This window comes from Streptomyces inhibens, from assembly GCF_003389455.1.
Lineage (GTDB): Bacteria > Actinomycetota > Actinomycetes > Streptomycetales > Streptomycetaceae > Streptomyces > Streptomyces inhibens.
Genome location: NZ_QUAC01000243.1, coordinates 1 through 17,548 on the forward strand (window position 1 = coordinate 1; position 17,548 = coordinate 17,548).

The 17,548-nt window shown below is 71.0% G+C and carries 14 protein-coding genes; 9 read left to right on the top strand and 5 right to left on the bottom strand.

The window, feature by feature from the left end:
* Window positions 1-93: 93 nt before the first annotated feature.
* Window positions 94-1,638 carry an ABC transporter substrate-binding protein gene (locus tag DY245_RS31300; RefSeq protein WP_128510575.1) on the bottom strand — a complete coding sequence of 515 codons (1,545 nt, stop codon included), beginning with the start codon at window positions 1,636-1,638 and terminating at the stop codon, window positions 94-96.
* Between the two features lie 338 nt (window positions 1,639-1,976).
* Between DY245_RS31300 and DY245_RS31305 the strand changes: the two genes are divergently transcribed.
* The 5 genes from DY245_RS31305 to DY245_RS31325 are packed head-to-tail and all read left to right on the top strand — an operon-like array spanning window position 1,977 to window position 7,882.
* The gene (locus DY245_RS31305; RefSeq protein WP_128510576.1) at window positions 1,977-2,969 is read left to right on the top strand and encodes a TauD/TfdA family dioxygenase; all 993 of its coding nucleotides are present in this window, start codon (window positions 1,977-1,979) and stop codon (window positions 2,967-2,969) included.
* A gap of 26 nt (window positions 2,970-2,995) precedes the next feature.
* Window positions 2,996-4,021 carry an ornithine cyclodeaminase family protein gene (locus DY245_RS31310; protein WP_128510577.1) on the top strand — a complete coding sequence of 342 codons (1,026 nt, stop codon included), beginning with the start codon at window positions 2,996-2,998 and terminating at the stop codon, window positions 4,019-4,021.
* Window positions 4,012-5,394 carry a type III PLP-dependent enzyme domain-containing protein gene (locus tag DY245_RS31315; RefSeq protein ID WP_128510578.1) on the top strand — a complete coding sequence of 461 codons (1,383 nt, stop codon included), beginning with the start codon at window positions 4,012-4,014 and terminating at the stop codon, window positions 5,392-5,394. Before DY245_RS31310 ends, DY245_RS31315 begins: the two co-directional genes overlap by 10 nt.
* A 29-nt stretch (window positions 5,395-5,423) precedes the next feature.
* Window positions 5,424-6,449: a cysteine synthase family protein gene (locus DY245_RS31320; protein ID WP_128510579.1), complete on the top strand. Its 1,026-nt coding sequence runs from the start codon at window positions 5,424-5,426 to the stop codon at window positions 6,447-6,449.
* The gene (locus tag DY245_RS31325; protein ID WP_128510580.1) at window positions 6,449-7,882 is read left to right on the top strand and encodes an MATE family efflux transporter; all 1,434 of its coding nucleotides are present in this window, start codon (window positions 6,449-6,451) and stop codon (window positions 7,880-7,882) included. Before DY245_RS31320 ends, DY245_RS31325 begins: the two co-directional genes overlap by 1 nt.
* 36 nt (window positions 7,883-7,918) lie before the next feature.
* Here DY245_RS31325 and DY245_RS31330 read toward each other — a convergent pair whose 3' ends face one another.
* Window positions 7,919-10,399 (bottom strand): hypothetical protein, encoded by a 2,481-nt coding sequence (locus tag DY245_RS31330; protein ID WP_128510581.1) that lies wholly within the window; start codon window positions 10,397-10,399, stop codon window positions 7,919-7,921.
* Window positions 10,400-10,836: 437 nt separating this feature from the next.
* Between DY245_RS31330 and DY245_RS31335 the strand changes: the two genes are divergently transcribed.
* A complete protein-coding gene (locus DY245_RS31335) occupies window positions 10,837-11,280 on the top strand; it encodes a hypothetical protein (RefSeq protein WP_128510582.1) in 444 nt (147 codons plus the stop codon).
* A gap of 28 nt (window positions 11,281-11,308) precedes the next feature.
* Here the strand turns inward: DY245_RS31335 and DY245_RS31340 are convergent, their stop codons facing one another.
* The gene (locus DY245_RS31340) at window positions 11,309-12,109 is read right to left on the bottom strand and encodes a VOC family protein (RefSeq protein WP_128510583.1); all 801 of its coding nucleotides are present in this window, start codon (window positions 12,107-12,109) and stop codon (window positions 11,309-11,311) included.
* 268 nt (window positions 12,110-12,377) lie between these two features.
* On the opposite strand from DY245_RS31340, the gene DY245_RS31345 reads away from it, so the two are divergent.
* Entirely contained in the window at window positions 12,378-12,878 is a 501-nt protein-coding gene (locus DY245_RS31345) for a hypothetical protein (RefSeq protein WP_128510584.1), read from the top strand.
* A gap of 31 nt (window positions 12,879-12,909) precedes the next feature.
* Here DY245_RS31345 and DY245_RS31350 read toward each other — a convergent pair whose 3' ends face one another.
* Complete coding sequence (locus DY245_RS31350; protein ID WP_128510585.1) at window positions 12,910-14,037, bottom strand: acyl-CoA dehydrogenase family protein; 1,128 nt, start codon at window positions 14,035-14,037, stop codon at window positions 12,910-12,912.
* Window positions 14,038-14,221: 184 nt separating this feature from the next.
* On the opposite strand from DY245_RS31350, the gene DY245_RS31355 reads away from it, so the two are divergent.
* Both DY245_RS31355 and DY245_RS31360 read left to right on the top strand, forming a co-directional pair.
* Window positions 14,222-15,829: an AMP-binding protein gene (locus DY245_RS31355; RefSeq protein ID WP_128510586.1), complete on the top strand. Its 1,608-nt coding sequence runs from the start codon at window positions 14,222-14,224 to the stop codon at window positions 15,827-15,829.
* 4 nt (window positions 15,830-15,833) lie between these two features.
* A complete protein-coding gene (locus DY245_RS31360; protein ID WP_128510587.1) occupies window positions 15,834-16,685 on the top strand; it encodes a PaaX family transcriptional regulator in 852 nt (283 codons plus the stop codon).
* 22 nt (window positions 16,686-16,707) lie between these two features.
* On the opposite strand, the gene DY245_RS31365 is transcribed toward DY245_RS31360, so the two are convergent.
* Entirely contained in the window at window positions 16,708-17,472 is a 765-nt protein-coding gene (locus DY245_RS31365; RefSeq protein WP_128510588.1) for an HAD family hydrolase, read from the bottom strand.
* Window positions 17,473-17,548: the final 76 nt, after the last annotated feature.

A 17,548-nucleotide genomic window follows, 5' to 3' on the forward strand; every position in this document is an offset into this window, starting at 1 on the left:
CGGCGCCCCGTACGGCCAGTACGCCGGCGCGGCGCGCGGCCGAGGCCGCCACGGGCCGCGTGGCGGCCTCGGCCGGGCGGGTGGTCGTGCCGGTCACTGCGCCAGCCAGACGTTTTCGAGCTGAACACGTCCGTAGCCGGGGAGCTTGGGCAGGCCGTGGACCTTGGGCGCGGCCAGGTCGATGCCGTCGGCCATGCCCCACAGCAGGTAGCCGGACTTGTCGTATTCGATCTGCTGGAGGTCGCGCAGGGCTGCGGCGCGGGCCTTGGGGTCGGCGGTGGCGATGACCTTGTGGTAGGCGGCGTCGAAGTCCTTGTCGGACCAGTCGGCCTCGTTTTGGCCGGCTCCGGTGGTCATGGTCTTGGAGGCGAAGAAGACCACGGAATCGTTGGTGCCCCAGTAGTTGGTGTAGAAGTCGCCCTTGAGCCAGGTCTTCTGGTAGAAGGTGCCGGACTCCTGCTTGACGACCTTGATCTTGATGCCGGCCTCGCGGGCCTGGGTGGAGAACAGCGTCGCGGACTCCGAGAGCCCGGCGATGTCCTCGGTGGTGACCAGCTCGTAGGTCTTGGAGAAGTCGAAGTCGGCTTCCTTCAGCAGCTGCTTGGCCTTGGCCAGGTCGCGGTGGCGCTGCGGGATGCTCTTGGCGTAGCCGGGGTCGCCGGTGCCCAGGATGTCGTTGGCGACGGTGCCGTACCCGGACAGGACCTGCTTGACCATCGCCTCGCGGTCCACGACGAGCTTCATGGCCTCGCGGACCTTGGGGTCGGCGAACGGGCCGCTGGAGGCGCGCATCACGAGGGGCATCGCCATGTCGTTGGGGCGCCGGATGACCTGGATGTCCTTGCGCGAGTCGGCGGTACGGGCCGCGACCGGCCCGGCGTTGGAGGCCACATCGATCTGCCCGGACATCATGGCGTTCGCCATCGCCTGGGGGCTTTCGAACATGGTCACCTCGATGGCGTCGAGGTGGACCTTGCCGCCGTGCCAGTGGTCATTGCGCAGCAGCCGGGCGTTGCCGCCGCGGTACCAGTCGAGCTTGAAGGGGCCGGTACCGGGGGCCTTGGCGATGCCCTTGTCGGGGGTGTTCTTCTTGAGGATGAACGTCGACAGGCGGGTGAGCATGGGGAGTTCGGCGTTGGCGTAGTCGGAGACGAGGACGACGGTGTCCTTGCCCTCGGCGGTGATGTTGTCCGCCTTGATGCCGGGCAGCCGCGCCGCGCCGGCGGGGGTGTTGCGCAGGCGGCGCAGCGACCAGACCACATCGTCGGCGGTGACCGGAGTTCCGTCGTGGAAGGTCGCGCCCTTGGCGATGGTGAAGCGCCAGGTCTTGAGGTCCTTTGACGGCTTCCAGGCGGAGGCGAGGCGGCCGGCGGTGTTGTCCTTGAGGCCCGGTGCGGTGAGGGTGTCGTAGACGAGGGCGATGATGAGGTAGTCGCTCTCGTTGCCCTGGTTGCCGTGCGGATCGCGGGTGATGGCCGAGGAGCGGCCGAGCGCGCCGATGCGGAGCGTGCCGCCCTTTCTCGGTTTGCCGCCGGAGCCGGAGGACGCCGCGTCGTTGCCGCCCCCGCAGGCGGCGAGCAACGCGGCCGCGCCTATGCCGCTGCCGGCCCACAGCACCTGACGCCTGTTCCAGTTCACGTTGCCTCGCTCCACTCGGATCCACTTGCTTAGGTTTGCCTACCCTAATGACAACCATCTCCGCAAGGGGGCTTGACACCAGGGCCGACGATTGGTCGGCGCCAACCGGCCCAATAGTGGCGAGAGTTCCACGAACTCGGACACAGGGCCCATATTTCAGTTAGGTTTGCCTAACCTCACTTCTGTGGGTAGCTTCGTCACCGTCCGCTGGACGCCGGGCACGGAGCGGCGCCCTCAGAACGCTCTGCCCTGGGCTGTCGAGCGCACTGCGCCCTGTCCGTGCGACGCCGCGCCGGACCCGATTCCCCCGCCCTCAACCGGAAACGGACTACCTCGACATGAGCACGGGAGCCGCACCCGTCCGCCAGCTCGACGCCAGCAGCGTCGGGGAACTGCGCCAGGCCGCCGAGAAGATCTTCACCGAATTCGGCACGTCGGCCACCTCCCCCGAACTCCTGGCCCGCGTCGCCGAATTCGCCGACGCGCTGAGCGAGCCGATCCGCCACCAGCTGCGCCCCGTCGACACCGACGACGGTCTGTTCGTCCTGCGCGGCCTGGAGGTCGACGACACCGAGATAGGCCCCACCCCCGCCAGCTGGGCCACCGCCGGCGACAGCGCCGCCGTCTACGACATCGTGCTGCTGCTGCTCGCCACCGTCATGGGCAACCCCATCGCGTGGGAAGGCCAGCAGGACGGCCGCTTCGTGCACAACATCGTCCCCGCCCCCGGTCATGAGACCAAGCAGACCGGCGCCAGCAGCACCGTTCTGCTCAGCCCGCACACCGAGGATGCCTTCCACCCGGGACGCGCCCATCTGCTGATGCTCGGCTGTATGCGCAACCACGACAACATCGCCACCACCGCCGCCAGCGTCCGCAACGTCTCGCTCAGCGAGGCCGACACCGCACTCCTCACCAGGCCGCTGCTGCCGATCCTGCCGGACGACGCGTACACCGAGGCCCAGGGCTTCGACGGACGTCCGCCGGCCGTACCCACCCTCTTCCACGCCAAGGACGGCCTGACGCTCCGCTTCGACCCGGCCTACACCCCCGTCGAAGACGCCTCCCCCGCCCACCAAGCCGCCTACCAGCGCCTTGAAGCTGAACTCGCCCGCGTCTCGGGCGCCGTGAGCCTGAGCCCCGGCGAGGTCCTGATCGTGGACAACGACCTCGTCGTCCACGGCCGCGTCCCCTTCCAGGCCCGCTACGACGGCACCGACCGGTGGCTCAAGCGCGCCTCCATCCGTGTCCCCGCGCGCCGCACACGCCCCTTGGCCGAGGAAGACGAGCACGGCTACGGCCAGGCCGCCATCGAAGCCCACGCCGCCTGAGCGCCACACCCCCACCGAGGACGGACATGACCAAGACCACTGTGGCCGGCGACGCCCACTCCATACCCGCCGACGACAAGACCCTGCGTGCGCTGTCCACCAGCGACCTCGCCGGCATCGACATCACCCTTGCCGACGTCGTCGGCACGGTCGAAGGCGCCTACCGCACGCTGGCCGCGGGCCGGTCGGACAACCCCCGCAAACTGACCGTCAAGCCCGAAGACGGGCACTCGGTCTCCTACGCCATGCTCGGCCGGGACGGCTCCCGCAACGTCGTCGCGATCAAGACCTCGTACAAGCACGGGCTCGACAAGGGCCGCGAGGAGCAGCACTACTACACCGCGCTCACGCTCTACGACGATGTCACCGGCCTGCCCGTCGCCATGATGGACTGCGGCCGCATCGGGTCGCTGCGCACCCCGGCCGTCTCCGCTCTCCTCGCCCGCGAATGTGCCCGGCCCGGCGCCCGCAGCGCCCTGGTCATCGGCACCGGCACCCAAGGGCGCCTGGCCCTGCCCTTCCTGCTGACGACCGTGCCGGATCTGGACCGTCTGATGCTGTTCGGCACCCACCCCGAAGGCATCACCGCCGTGCGCGAGCAGCTGAGCGCGCACTTCCCCGACCGGGACGTGGAGATCGTCACGGACCTGCGGGCCGCGGCGGCCGACGCCGACATCATCGTCGCCACCGCCGGCGTGCACACCCCGGCCGCCGTCGAGGCCGGGTGGCTCAAGCCCGGCGCCCTGTCCATCCTCGTGGGCCACGGGCTGGCACCGTCCACCCTCCACCGTGCCGATCGCGTCGTGGCCACCAGCGAGGCACAGATGAAGGTCACCGGCACCGACATGGCCGACGAGGAGGGCAACCTCCCGGCCGTCGACACCGAGTTCCCGCCGGTCATCGCGGGTATCACCGCCGGCCGCCGTTCGGCGCAGGAACGAATCTTCGCCTACAACAGCGGACTCGTCGTCACCGACATCGCCCTGGGCCACCGCTTCGCCCAACTCGCCCTCGACCAGGGCCTGGGAGTGCAGGTGCCACTGTGGCAGTGACCGGCCTCCACACCGCGTACGTACCGACCCTGCCCGCCCACACCGACCCGGACACCGACCAGGTGCTGGACAGCGGCCTGCTGCACGAGCTGTCCCACGCCTTCGGCGGCCCGTTCCACTTCCTTCTGCCGCACCGCTTCGACGCCAACCTCGCCGCCTTCCGCACCGCGCTGAGCGACGCCGGTGTGGAGGGGCGGGTCTACTACGCGAAGAAGGCCAACAAGGCAGCCGTGTGGATGGAACGCTGCGCCGCCCACCAGGCGGGCGTGGACGTGGCCAGCGCGCCGGAGCTGCGTGAAGCCCTCGGACACGGCGTACGCGGCGAGAACATCGTCGTCACCGGCCCCGCCAAGAGCGAGGAACTGCTGCGACTGGCCGTCCTCCAGGGCTGCCTGATCGCCGTCGATGCCCTCGACGAACTCGACCTGCTCATCACGCTCACCCTGACCGGCGCGGTACGCCCGGCCCGCCTGCTGCTGCGCCGGCTCCCGCCGGCACAGCCACACAGTCGCTTCGGGATGAACGCCGCTGAGCTGGCGACCGCCCTGGACCGGTGCGTACGGGCGGGGAACGCGGTGCGGATGGAAGGCTTCAGCTTCCACCTGTCCGGCTACGCCACCCAGCCGCGCGCAGACCTCGCCGAGGAGCTCCTCGACCTGTGTCTGAAGGCCCGGGTGCTGGGACTGCAGGCCGACCGGATCAGCATCGGCGGCGGCTTCGCCGTCGACTACAGCTCGGCCGACCACTGGCACACCTTCCTCGCCGAACAGCGCCCCGAGCACTACCACGCGAACAAGACGTTCCACACCGCGGACTTCTACCCCTACCACTCCCCCGTCGCCGGAGCCGACGCGCTGCGCACCATCCTGGCCACCGTCCCCGAAAGCGGCACCACGACATTGGCGGAGCGGCTCAAGGAGACCGGCACCCTGCTGATGATGGAGCCCGGCCGCGCCCTGCTGGACGGGGCGGGTGCATCCGTCTTCCGCGTCCAGGGCGTCAAGGACCGCGACGGCTACCGGATCGTCACCGTCGACGGCACCAGCCTGAGCGTGTCCGAGCAGTGGTTCAACAGCGAATACCTGCCCGACCCCCATCTGGTGACCCCCTCCGGCCGGGCCCACGGCAGCGAGGTGCACCCCGCTTGTGTGGGGGGAGCGTCCTGCCTGGAGTCGGACATGCTCACCTGGCGCAAGGTCCCCTTCCCCGCCCGCCCACGCGTCGGCGACCTGCTGGTCTACCCGAACACGGCCGGGTACCAGATGGACTCCAACGAGTCCCCCTTCCACGACCTGCCGCTGCCCCCCAAGGTCGTTCTGGACCGCCTGGGCGGCCGCCCTCGCTGGCGCCTCGACCGCCGCCCCGCCTGCTGACTTCCTTCGACCTACCCAGGAGCTCGCCCATGAACGAGGCCCTCGCGCGCCCCGCCGTGGTCTCCCGCATATCCGACCTCATCGGATACACCCCGCTGTTCGAGCTGTGCCGCACCGAAACCGGCAGCCGCCTCCTGCTCAAGCTGGAGATGTACAACCCCACCGGCACCGCCAAGATCCGCATGGCGCGCCAAATGGTCCTCGACGCCGAAGCACGCGGCGAACTGCGCCCCGGTGGCCGCATCATCGAGTCCACCTCCGGCAATACCGGCCTGGGCCTGGCGGTCATCGCCGCGGAACGCGGCTACACCTTCACCGCCGTCGTCGACAACCACGCGTGCACCGACAAACTCCGCGGCATGAAGGCCCTGGGCACCGAGCTCGTCCACGTCGTCGACGACGGCACAGAAGAGCTGGCCACCGCCGCCCGCGAGGAACTGGCCGAGGAGATGGCCCGCGGCCAGGACAACACGATCTTCACCGAGCAGCACAACAACCCCAGCAACGGCGTCGGCTACTTCCCGGTCGCACACGAACTCCACCAGGCCCTCGACGGGAACATCGACGTCCTGATCGGCGCGGTGGGCACCGGTGGCGCGCTGTGCGGCACCACGCGCGAACTGCGCAAGCTCGTCCCCGACTTCACCACGATCGGCGTCGAGCCCAAAGGCTCCATCGCCTTCGGCGGCCCCGCCCACGACTACTACCAGTCCGGGACCGGCACCCCCGAAGGCGCCGAGATCGGCGCGCTCGTCGACTTCGACCTGATCGACGAAGGGGTCAAGGTCGGCGACATCGAGGCGTTCGCCACCGCCCGCGCCGTCGCCCGCACCGGCCTGCTCATCGGCGGCTCGGCCGGCGGCGTCGTCCACGAGGCGCTGACCCGGCTGACGTCCCTGCCGCCGGGCAGCACTATGGTCGCCCTGGTCAACGACGGCGGAGAGAAGTACATGGACACCGTCTTCAACGACGACTGGATGAACGCCCGCAACCTCATCGATCCCGCCGTGGAACGCGAGATCGACGAGACGCTCACCAAACTCCGCAGGAATTGATGCCCGCCATGCAGCTGACCACCCTCCTCCGCGACAGCCGCGCCCTGGCCACCCTCGCCGTCCCCCTCATCCTCACCCAGCTCGCGCAGGTGGCCCTGACCACCACCGACACCGTGATGATGGGCCTGCTCGGCACGGCCGACCTCGCGGCAGGAGGGCTGGCCATCGTCATCTTCAACCAGCTGCGCACCATGGGCGTCGGCCTGGTCACCTCCGTCGGCAACCAGATAGCCGCCGCGTCCGCCCGAGCAGAGGCGGGCCAGGAGTCCGACGCGTCCCAGGACGCTGACCCGCAGGAAGGCAGCGAAGAGGTCCGCACGATCGTCCGCGCCAGCCTGGCCGTGGCCACCCTCGCCGGCATGGCCGGCGCGGTTCTCATGCTCCTCATCGGCCAGGCGCTCACCCTGCTCGGTCAGGAAGCCGGCGTCGTCGACCGCGCCCGGACCATGCTGCTGGCTCTCGCCCCCGGTCTGCTGCCCTGTCTGTGGTTCCAGGCCATCCGCCAGTTCACCGTCGGCATGCGCCGCCCACAGGCCCTCCTGCAGATAACCATCGCCTCCGTCGCCGTCAACGCCGGTATCAACTGGGCGCTCATCCACGGCACCTGGGGACTGCCGAAGCTGGGACTGCCCGGCATCGGCGTGGCCACCTCCCTGGTCTACCTGCTGTCCTTCCTGGCCCTGTACGTCTCGGCGAAGAAGGACAAGGTCCTCGGCCCCCTGCTCAGCCTCAACATCGCCAAGGCCGACCGCCGAACGGTCCGCCGACTGGTCCAGCTCGGCATACCCATAGCCGCGACCTACGGTTCCGAGGCCGGCTTCTTCTCGGTCACCGCCCTGATGGCCGGCTCCTTCGGCAGCGCCGCCCTGGCCGCGCACACCGCCGTCAACCAGCTCGTCTACATCGTCTTCCAGGTCGCCGTCGGCCTCTCCCACGCCGCGTCCATCAACGTCAGCCGAGAACTCGCCCTCGGCCGCACCGGGACCGCCCTGCGCATCAAGAACACCGCGCTGGCCTGCGCAGGCGCCGTGATGGTCGTGGTGGGCATCGTCTACATCACGCTCCCCGAGCTGGTACTGAGCCCCTTCTTCGACACCGGCAGCGCCAAGGACGCCGAAGCCGTCTCCATCGCCACCCACCTGCTCCTCGTCATCATGGTCCTGCAGTTCTTCGACTGCGCCCAGAACATCGGCGTCGGACTGCTGCGCGGCCTCAACGACACCAAGAGCGGATTCCGCATCACCCTCATCGGCTACTGGATCATCGGACTCCCCACCGCCTGGCTCCTCGGCTACGCCGTCGGACTCCACACCCTCGGCATCTGGCTCGGCCTGCTCACCGGCCTCGCTGCCACCGCCGTCCTGCTCCTGCGCCGTTACGGCGCGGAACTGCACGCAAAGGGCACGGAACTGCAAGCCGCATCCGCGGCGTAGTCGCCGATCTCCTCACAGGAATCCGGCAGCCGCCACTCAGCCCGGAACGCGGGTTATCGCCCCGGCCGTTGCGGCGAGTTCGGGGAGGGTGCCGGCGAACGTCGGGAGCAGGCGGAGGCAGACGGACCAGGCTTCCGCGTCCGAGCCCAGATGCTCCCGGGCGAGCGCCGCGACCCGCTCCCGGACCGGCCGCCACGTCTCGTCGGGGAACCGGTCGTCGGGATGCCCGTATCGGTACCGGTGCAGGAGGTCGGCGGCCGCCTCGGCGGGGGCGGTGTGGTCGAGGAGGTCCTCCAGGGTGAGCGATCCGTTCCGCAGGGCGGCATCCGTCCAACTTCCCCACCTCTCGGGGCCGTTGCCCAGACCCGCCAGCAGCAGCTCGCGGGGGCAGTCCGGGCGCTCCTCCACGAGCGCGTCAACCAGGTCCGCGGAGAGCGTGCCGGCGCGGTGCGCCGCCACCAGGGCTGACCAGGGCGGCTCCAGGCCCTCGCTGAGGAGCCGGTTCAGCCGCTTCTCGGGCCGGTCGCCCGGCCTGATGAGATACGCCGCAAGCCGGTCCGGCGCCTCTTCCTCGGCGAGCCGGGCCCGCAGCCGCTCCAGGCCGTCGGGGACGTCCAGCAGTTTCTCCGTCTGACGGCGAAGGGTGACCGGGAGGCGGTCCATGGCCAGGATCTCCCGTACGGCGTCCGGCCCGCCGCGCTCCCACACCGCGATCAGCAGCCGCAGCCGGCTGGCCGGCAGATGGAGCTGCAGCCGGCCGAGGACCCGGCGGGCCACGCTCAGGTCGCCGGATCCCAGGCCGGCCAGCAGCCGGTCGCGGTCCTGGCTGACGACGATGTCGTCCAGCTCGGCGAGCAGCTCCTCGGGGACCGGGCGGGTGCCGCCGCCGCGCAGCCGCCCGGCGAGCAGCCGCGCCCCTTCGGACCGGTCGAGGGAGAAGTGGCGGAACAGCTGGGCGTCCACCGCCGGTTCGTCGAGATCGAGGAGGTATTCCAGCTTGTCATCGCGGGCGTATCCGGCGGCCATCGCCAGCTGGGCCGGGAGGCCGTGGGCGGCCGCCACCGCGTCGCGGACCGCGGGGGACGGGTTCCCCTCCAGGAGGAACTGCTGTACGGCCAGCGGATCGAAGTGCGGGACGACGGCGATCTGGACTTCCTGTGGGGCGCACTCGAACATCCCGAGGAAGGCCGCCCGGGAATCCTCGGGGGTGTGGCCGGGCGGGAAGTTCGCCTTCCGCGGCCGTGGCCAGCTGGTGCAGCGCTTCTTGCGGGAGCCCGGGTCGGTGACGTCCGCGATCAGCCCGGCGACGCTGTGACGAGGGAAGCGCCGCATCCGGTCGTAGTACGTCAGCCAGTTGACGGGGTCCGCGCCGAGCGGGTCCACCAGATCGGCGACGGCCTTGCGGGTCGGTTCATGGTCGTACGGCAGCGCGCGCAGGATGTCCGCCGCCGGTGTCATCTCGGTCAGGACCCGGTGCAGGGGCAGCCGGCCCTCGCGGATGCCGCGCTGGAGGATGGGGCTTTGGGGGATGTCGTGCGCTGCGGCTTCCGCGAGGAACTCGAAGGGAAGTTCGGCGGCGCACCGGGCGGTCTCATAGGGGTCGTTGCAAAAGCTCTCCCTCACCAGGTCGGCGGGGCAGCCCTCCCACTGGGTGAGCCGGAGCAGCCCCGGGCCGTAGTTGCCGGAGTACCCCGGTGCCTTTCCCAAGGGAAGTCGTTCGTGCTCGCGCCGGATCAGGTCCCAGTCGAGGCCGTCGGGCTTCACCGAGGGGCCGTCACCGTAGCGGAGCTCCAGCAGCGCGCGGACGTGGTCGGGGTCGGCCCACTCCCCGGCGGGCCGGTGCTCCCTCAGGAGGGACTCCGGATCGGGGGCGTCGATGGCCTGCCGCAGCAGATCGGGCAGCCAGGGATGCCCGGGATCCAGGGTCGGGATGTCCTCCAGCAGGTCGAGGAGGCGGGTGAACGGTTCGGTGCTGCCCCAGAGCTCCAGAAGGCTGAGGCAGGCGTCCACGACGGCCTGCGGGGGAAGATGCACGCCGAACACGGCCAGGCCAACGACGTTCAGCCCGGGGAACCCGCTGGTGAGGATGGGGACGAGAGAGCGGCCGACGCGCGTCTCGTACAGGACCGGGAACAGGCCGCCGTCGTCGTACCAGCGCGGATCCGCGAGGTCGGCGGCGTGCAGCAGCGTCGCCAGCAGGTCGGGGATTTTGATCATCGCGCCCCGGCGGTCGTCCTCGGCGTCGCGGAACACCGCGTGCCACAGCGCCAGGCCGACCACCGGATCGCCGAGCTCCGCCGCCCCCAGGAGCCATTCCTCGGGGTCGATGGACAGCGCCGCCCGCATCTGCGCGGCGTCCCCGCCCAACAGCTCCTCGACCACGCCCTTCGGGAGCCCGAACCGGTCGGCGAGAAGATCCAGCAGCTCCGGGCGCAGCCGCTCGGCGAGCTCATCGGCGGTGGCCGGGTCGACGAGGCTCAGCGCGAGGCGGAGTGCGAGGCGGGTGGTGTGGTTCATGGGCGGTTCCCTTCGCATGCTGCAGCCGGGCCGATAGTCGGTACGTACACACCGGCCGTACGCGATCGATCGTCACATGGACCACTGACAACGGCCCCTGGCGCTGTGCTGACGTCCTCTCAGAACCTCGGAAACCGCGACTCGTCCCTGAAGACACGTCATCGCAACGGAAATTGCGGAGAGTTCGAGCAGAACGCCATCAAGCCTCGGGAGCAGAGAGGGGGGATCAACCGCCTCAAGCGCCACCGAGCAGGGCACGTTCGAAGCGCCGGCCCGGATCCACTACGGGCAGCCCCCAACAGGTCCCTGAGGTCGATCGGCCCGCGTCTCGTCCGGGTGAACGATGAACGGGCGGCGGGCGGGCCGGATCCTGGTAACGGCCGTACGCGAGGCGGGAGTTCGCTGCTGCGGCGGTGCGGGAAGGAGAAAGGATCAGCATGAACACGCGCAGGGCGCACCCCGTCGGGGTTTCCGAGGAAGACCTGAGTCATCCGCGCACCCGGCAGGCGTTCCGCAGCGCCAAGCGGCTCGTCGGCTGCTATGCCGGCCTCAGCGTGCTCACCCTCATTGCCGTCATCCTGCTGCGCAACCACCCCGACATGGTGACCGACGCCGTCGGGGTCCGTGCGACCGTCGTCGCCGCCACTTCCCTGCTCATGGTCTCGTTCGCCGCCCGGACGGCCCGCGGCCACAGCCGGTCCTATCTCCGACTGCGGTTGGCCTCAGGCATCATGGTGGTGGCCATTGCGGTCATCGTTGCGCTGCCCGGCGCCTTTCCGGTCTGGCTGAGAGTTGAACAGGGCGTGTGCGGAGCCCTGTTGATCGGTGTCGTCTTGACCGTGAACGGCAAGCAGATGCGGGCGGCGTTCGCCTCCAGGTAGAACGAGCGCGCGCTCGCGTGCGCCCGCCTCAGAGCGGCGCCTCCGGGGTGAGCACCACGAACTCCGCGCCCGAGGGGTCCTTGCAGACGGCCAGCCGGCCGACGCCCTCGGCGGTTTCCGGGCCCATCGAGAGCGTGCCGCCGTTGCCGCTGACCAGGCCGACGGTGGCGTCGCAGTCCTTGGAGCCGAACACCGGGTGCCAGTACGGCTTCCCGCCGGGCCCGAGCAGATCCGCGGGGACACCCATGAGGCCGCCGTGCATCCGGTCCTCGCCGCAGTTCGCGGGGGTGAGCAACGTGTAGGTGCCGCCGCCACCGCCGGGGAGCGGCATGTCCTGGGTGCTCCAGCCGAACACGGTCTTGTAGAAGGTCTGCGCGGCGGCGGAATCGGTGGTGTAGAGCTCCGTCCAGCTCAGGCTGCCCGGCCCGTCAGCGGCTTCGATGCCCGGGTATCTCGCCGGCTGCCAGACGGCGAACTCCGCGCCCTGCGGGTCCGTGAGCTGGGCGAACCGGCCGTCGTCCGCACCGACCCCGGCCGGCGCCGAGCGGACCGCGCCGCCCGCCCGCTCCACGGCCTTGACGGTGGCATCCGCGTCAGGGCTGTTGAAGTAGATCGTCCAGGCGGACCGGGCGCCGTCCTCGGTGAGCGGGCCGACCGCGCCGACAGCCTTGCCGTCGTGCCGGAAGAGGGTGTATCCGCCCGCGTGGTCACCGTGCGGTTCGGCCTGCCAGCCGAACACGGCTCGGTAGAAAGCCGTTGCGACCTCGACATCGGGGGCGCCGAGGTCGAGCCAGCACGGGGAGCCGGGGACGAAGTCAGTAGTGATCATGGCGATTCCCTTCGCGTCCCTTCGCGGATCCTCTGTGATTTCAGCCTGACATCGACCACTGACAATCGCCCGTCGGCCGGGATTCGGCGTCGCGCCGCGCGCTTGCTAACCTGACGCGCACTCGTCAAGAACCGACACCGGCGAGCGCATCGTCAAGAGCATCGCCGATGCGGATACGCGTGTCGGTATACGCATAGGTACACGTACCCGGAGGGGTACCGCGCGGCCGTTCACGCAGGCGGCCGATCACAACGGGGGAGAAATCCAGATGAAGCTTCGCCATGTTCGCGCTGTCGCCGTGTGCGCACTGGTGGTCGTCGCGCTGACCGGCGCGCGCCATTCGCACGGCGGGGGCTGCGGCAGCAGTCACAGCTCCGGCACCAGTGGCACCAGCGGCGGATACAGCAGTTCCGGCAGCACCACCAGCAGCGGCACCACCGGTGGTTCGCCGACCGCCGGGTCCACCACGCCGCCCGAGTCGGACATCCGGATCACCGACTGCCAGGTCGACAGCGCGGCCGGCACGCTGAGCGCCAAGCTGAGCGTGACCAACGGCAACTCCCAGGGCACGGCGACCTACAACGGCACCGTGGAGTTCACCGACGAGACCGGCGCCACCTTCGGCTCCGCGCTGATCTCGTCGGTCCAGGTGGCGGCCGGCCAGACCCAGCCCGCCTCGGTCTCCGGCACCTTCATCAAGAACCCCAACCGCCAGGGGCCGACGTCCGGCAAGTGCAAGCTGGGCCAGGTCTACAAGGCCAACAGCTGAGGCCGGCAACGGCCGTGCCGAACGGCGGGGTTCAGGACCGGTAGAGCTCCTTCGCGATGATCGAGCGCTGCACCTCCGTGGCGCCCTCGTAGATACGCGGCGCGCGGACCTCGCGGTAGAGGTGCTCCAGGAGGTGGCCACGGCGCAGCGCGCGGGCGCCGTGGATCTGGACGGCGGCGTCGACGACGTACTGGGCGGTCTCGGTCGCCAGCAGTTTGGCCATGGCCGAGCGGCGGGCGATGTCCGGGGCCCCCCTGTCGTACGCGGAGGCGGCGGCGTACACCAGGAGGCGGGCGGACTCGACCCGGGTGGCCATCTCGGCGAGCTGGTGGCCGACGGACTGCAGGTCCTTGAGCGGGCCGCCGAACGCGGTGCGCGCGCCCGCGTGCGCCACCGCCGCGTCCAGCGCGGCCTGCGCCATGCCGACCGCGAAGGCGCCGACGCTCGGCCGGAAGAGGTTGAGCGTGGCCATGGCGACCGCGAACCCGCCGTCCACCTCGCCCAGCACATCCGCCCTGGTCACCGGCGTGCCGTCGAAGACCAGCGTGCCGATGGGGTGCGGGCTGAGCATGTCCAGATGCTCACCGCTCAGGCCCGGCCGGTTGGCGGGGACGAGAAAGGCGGTGACGCCGCGCGCGCCCGCCGCGCCGCCTGTACGGGCGAAGACGGTGGCGAAGTCGGCCTCCGGGGCGTTGGAGATCCAGCATTTCTCGCCGGTCAGCCGCCAGCCGTCCGCGCCGTCCGGCTCGGCGGCCAGGGACAGTGCGGCGGCGTCCGAGCCCGCGCCCGGCTCGCTGAGCGCGAAGGACGCGACCGCGCGCCCGGCGGCCACCTCGGGCAGCCAGCGGGCGCGCTGGGCCCCGGTCCCCGACTGCACGATCGGATAGGCCCCCAGCCCCTGGAGCGCCAGCGCGGTCTCCGCCTCCGTGCACTCCTGGGCGAGGGATTCCCGCAGCAGACACAGGTCCAGGGCGCGCAGGGCCCCGTCGGCGGGGAACAGACGGCGCAGCAGGCCCAGTTCGCCGAGGGCGGCGACCAGAGGGCGGTTGACCCGGCCCGGTTCGCCCTTCTCGGCGAGCGGACTCAGCCGTTCGGCCGTCATGGTCCGCAATTCGGCGCACCATTCCTGTTCGTCCGGTCCCAGCGCGAATACGGTCACGAGGCGGCTCCCTGGTAGCGGTCCTCTATCGCGGTCTGTTGACTGCCGTCACGAACACGTTACGCTGACGACGCATCCGAACGGCAGTCCTCGACCACTCATCGACCGGTCGTGAGCCGGTCGACGAGCGGTCGCACGAGCAGCCGACCGAGTCGGCCACCCGGCCCTAGGGGGCGCATCCGCCATGGAGCTACGGTCCTCGGCCCACGCCGACACCTTCACGCGCGACCGGCTGCCGCCCCGGGAGCAGTGGCCACACCTCACCGATCTGGGCTATCCCGACCGGCTGAACTGCGGCGCCGAACTGCTGGACGGCACCATCGGACGGCTCGGCGCCGACCGGCCCGCGGTCCGCGACGCGAGCGGACCGGTGTGGACGTACGGACAGCTGCGCGCGCAGGTCGACGCGATCGCCCATGCGCTCACCGACCGGCTGGGGGTGCTGCCGGGCAACCGCGTCCTGCTGCGCGGCCCCACCACGCCATGGCTCGCGGCCTGCTGGCTGGCCGTGATGAAGGCGGGGGCGGTCGCGGTGACCGTGCTCGCCGCGCAGCGCCCCGACGAGCTCGCCACGATCTGTGAGATCGCGCAGGTGGGGCATGCGCTGTGCGATGTGCGCTCCGTCGACGATCTCGCCAAGGCCGAGGTCCCGGGGCTGCGGATCACCACGTTCGGCGGGGACGCGCCGGACGATCTGCGGCAGCTCGCCCGGCCCGGCGGCGCGCCGTACCCGGCGGTGGCGACCGCCGCCGACGATGTCGCGCTGATCGCCTTCACCTCGGGCACCACCGGCCGCCCCAAGGGCTGTATGCACTTCCACCGCGATGTGCTCGCCATCGCGGACACCTTCTCGGCGCAGGTGCTGCGCCCGGGCCCGGACGATGTGTTCGCCGGCAGCCCGCCGCTCGGCTTCACCTTCGGTCTCGGCGGACTGGTCATCTTCCCGCTGCGGGCCGGTGCCTCGGCCTTTCTCGCGGACTGGGGCGGGCCGGAGCGGCTGCTCGGCGATATCGCCGAGCACCGGGTCTCGGTGCTGTTCACCGCGCCGACCGCCTATCGCGCGATGCTGCCCAAGCTCGCCGGGTACGACGTCTCCTCGCTGCGCCGGTGTGTGTCGGCCGGTGAGAATCTGCCCGCCGCGACCTGGCAGTCCTGGTACGACGCGACCGGTCTGCGGATCATCAACGGCATCGGCGCCACGGAGCTGCTGCACATCTTCATCTCGGCCGCCGACGAGGCGATCCGGCCCGGTACCACGGGCCTGCCGGTACCGGGTTTCCAGGCACGGGTGGTGGGCGCGGATGGTACGCCGCTGCCGGACGGCGAGCCGGGGCTGCTGGCCGTACGCGGGCCGACGGGCTGCCGCTATCTCGCGGACGCCCGGCAGACGGAGTACGTACAGGGCGGCTGGAACATCACCGGCGACACCTATGTCCGCGAGCCCGACGGCTACTTCCGCTATGTGGCCCGCGCGGACGACATGATCATCTCGGCCGGCTACAACATCGCGGGTCCCGAGGTGGAGGAAGCGCTGCTGCGGCACCCCGATGTGACCGAGGCGGCGGTGGTCGGGCGGGCCGACGAGGACCGCGGGCAGGTGGTGGTCGCCCATGTCGTGCTGCGGGCCGGCGTCCCGCAGGGGGAGGACACCGTGGCCGCGCTGCGCGCCTTCACCAAGACCCGGATCGCGCCCTACAAATGCCCCCGCGAGATCGTCTTCCACACCTCGCTGCCCCGCACCCCGACCGGCAAACTCCAGCGCTTCCGGCTGCGCAGACCCCATCTAGAGTGACCCGGTGAACGACCAGCAAACGCAGCGCACCCCACGGTCCCTGATCGTCACGTTCTACGGCGCCTACGGGCGCGGCGAGCCCGACGCGGCGGGCGGCACGGCCGGTCCGGTGCCGGTCGCCGTGCTGATCCGGCTGCTCGGTGTGCTCGGTGTGGACCCGCCGTCGGTGCGCTCCGCGGTCTCCCGGCTCAAGCGGCGCGGACTGCTGGTCCCCGCACGTACGACCACCGGGGCGGCCGCGTACGGACTGTCCGACGCCGCCCGGCAGCTGCTGGAGGACGGCGACCGGCGGATCTTCGGCCGGCCGGCCGCGCGGCTGTCCGACGGCTGGGTGCTGGCCGTCTTCTCGGTCCCCGAGGAGGAGCGGCACAAGCGGCATCTGCTGCGCTCGCGGCTGGCCCGGCTCGGCTTCGGGACCGCCGCGCCGGGCGTGTGGATCGCGCCCGCGCAGCTCTACGAGGAGACCCGGCACACCCTGGAGCGGCTGCAACTGGCCCCGTACGTCGATCTCTTCACCGGTGCGCACACCGGTTTCGCCGCCACGGCGGACGCGGTGGCGCGGTGGTGGGACCTGGACGCCATCGCCGCGCAGCACCGCGCCTTCCTCGCGGAGCAGGAGCCGGTCCTGCGACGGTGGTCGCGGCGCCGGTCGGTGCCCCCCGAGGCGGCCTACCGCGACCATCTGCTGGCGCTGGACGCCTGGCGCCGGCTGCCCTACGCGGATCCCGGACTGCCCTCTCCCCTCCTGCCGGAGGGCTGGCCGGGTGGCCGTGCGGCGGAGGTGTTCGGCCGGCTGCACGGCAAACTGCAGGCCGCGGGCGCCCGTTACGTGCGCGAGGCGACAGCCGGGCCGTAACCCCCCTCCGCTCCCCCGCGCCTCAGCGGCGCCGCTGCTGGGCCCCCACCGTGACGGCCGGCCGCGGGCGGGCGGCGGCGATGACGGAGACCACGTCCTTGAACGAGCTGCACATCCGGGTGCCGGCGACCGCGGCGAGTTCGCCGAACGTGCCGACGCCGTAGGTCACCGCGACCGGCTCCATGCGCGCGGTGACCGCCATCCTCATGTCCCCCACGGTGTCCCCCACATACGCGCTCTGCCAGGCCGCGACGCCCAGCCGGCCGGCGGCCCGCAGCACCATCTCCGGGTGCGGTTTGCCGCGCCGCACCATGTCCTGGCCGATGACCGGGCCGACCAGGTCGCGGATGCCCATGACATCGAGCAGCGCCTCGGCGCTGCGGGTGGTCTTGGACGTGGCGACGGCGAGTTCGACGCCGTGGGCGCGCAGCGCGGACAGTCCCGCGGTCACGCCGGGGAAGAGCAGCTGCGGTCCCTGGCACAGGACTTCGTAGGCGAACAGTTCGCGGTAGCGGGAGATGGCGGCCTGCACCCGGCCGTCCTCCTCGGGCTTGCCCAGCAGCCGGCCGAAGGCGGGGCCGGGCGGTTTGCCGATGGCGGACGCCGCCTGCCGCGCGGTCACCGAACACCCCTGCTCCGAGGCAACCTTGACCAGCAATTTGCTGATCGCCGGCAGAGTGTTGGCGAGCGTGCCGTCCAGATCGAAGACAGCTGCCCTGATCGTCTCGCCTCCGGCGCCCCGTGCGCCTCTCACGGGACGTTCGCCGACTTCCGTTGCTACGCGCATGGCTGGAGACCTTTCCGGATTCCGATGGGGGTGCAGATGGGGGTGCAGGGGTTCGGGTGACGTTGCTGGCTCGGCT

Bases quoted from the DNA above. Each gene is read 5' to 3' on its own strand.
- DY245_RS31305 (WP_128510576.1), top strand. From the start codon at position 1,977: ATGAGCACGGGAGCCGCACCCGTCCGCCAGCTCGACGCCAGCAGCGTC.
- DY245_RS31310 (WP_128510577.1), top strand. From the start codon at position 2,996: ATGACCAAGACCACTGTGGCCGGCGACGCCCACTCCATACCCGCCGAC.
- DY245_RS31320 (WP_128510579.1), top strand. From the start codon at position 5,424: ATGAACGAGGCCCTCGCGCGCCCCGCCGTGGTCTCCCGCATATCCGAC.
- DY245_RS31325 (WP_128510580.1), top strand. From the start codon at position 6,449: ATGCCCGCCATGCAGCTGACCACCCTCCTCCGCGACAGCCGCGCCCTG.
- DY245_RS31330 (WP_128510581.1), bottom strand. From the start codon at position 10,399: ATGAACCACACCACCCGCCTCGCACTCCGCCTCGCGCTGAGCCTCGTC.
- DY245_RS31335 (WP_128510582.1), top strand. From the start codon at position 10,837: ATGAACACGCGCAGGGCGCACCCCGTCGGGGTTTCCGAGGAAGACCTG.
- DY245_RS31340 (WP_128510583.1), bottom strand. From the start codon at position 12,109: ATGATCACTACTGACTTCGTCCCCGGCTCCCCGTGCTGGCTCGACCTC.
- DY245_RS31345 (WP_128510584.1), top strand. From the start codon at position 12,378: ATGAAGCTTCGCCATGTTCGCGCTGTCGCCGTGTGCGCACTGGTGGTC.
- DY245_RS31355 (WP_128510586.1), top strand. From the start codon at position 14,222: ATGGAGCTACGGTCCTCGGCCCACGCCGACACCTTCACGCGCGACCGG.
- DY245_RS31365 (WP_128510588.1), bottom strand. From the start codon at position 17,472: ATGCGCGTAGCAACGGAAGTCGGCGAACGTCCCGTGAGAGGCGCACGG.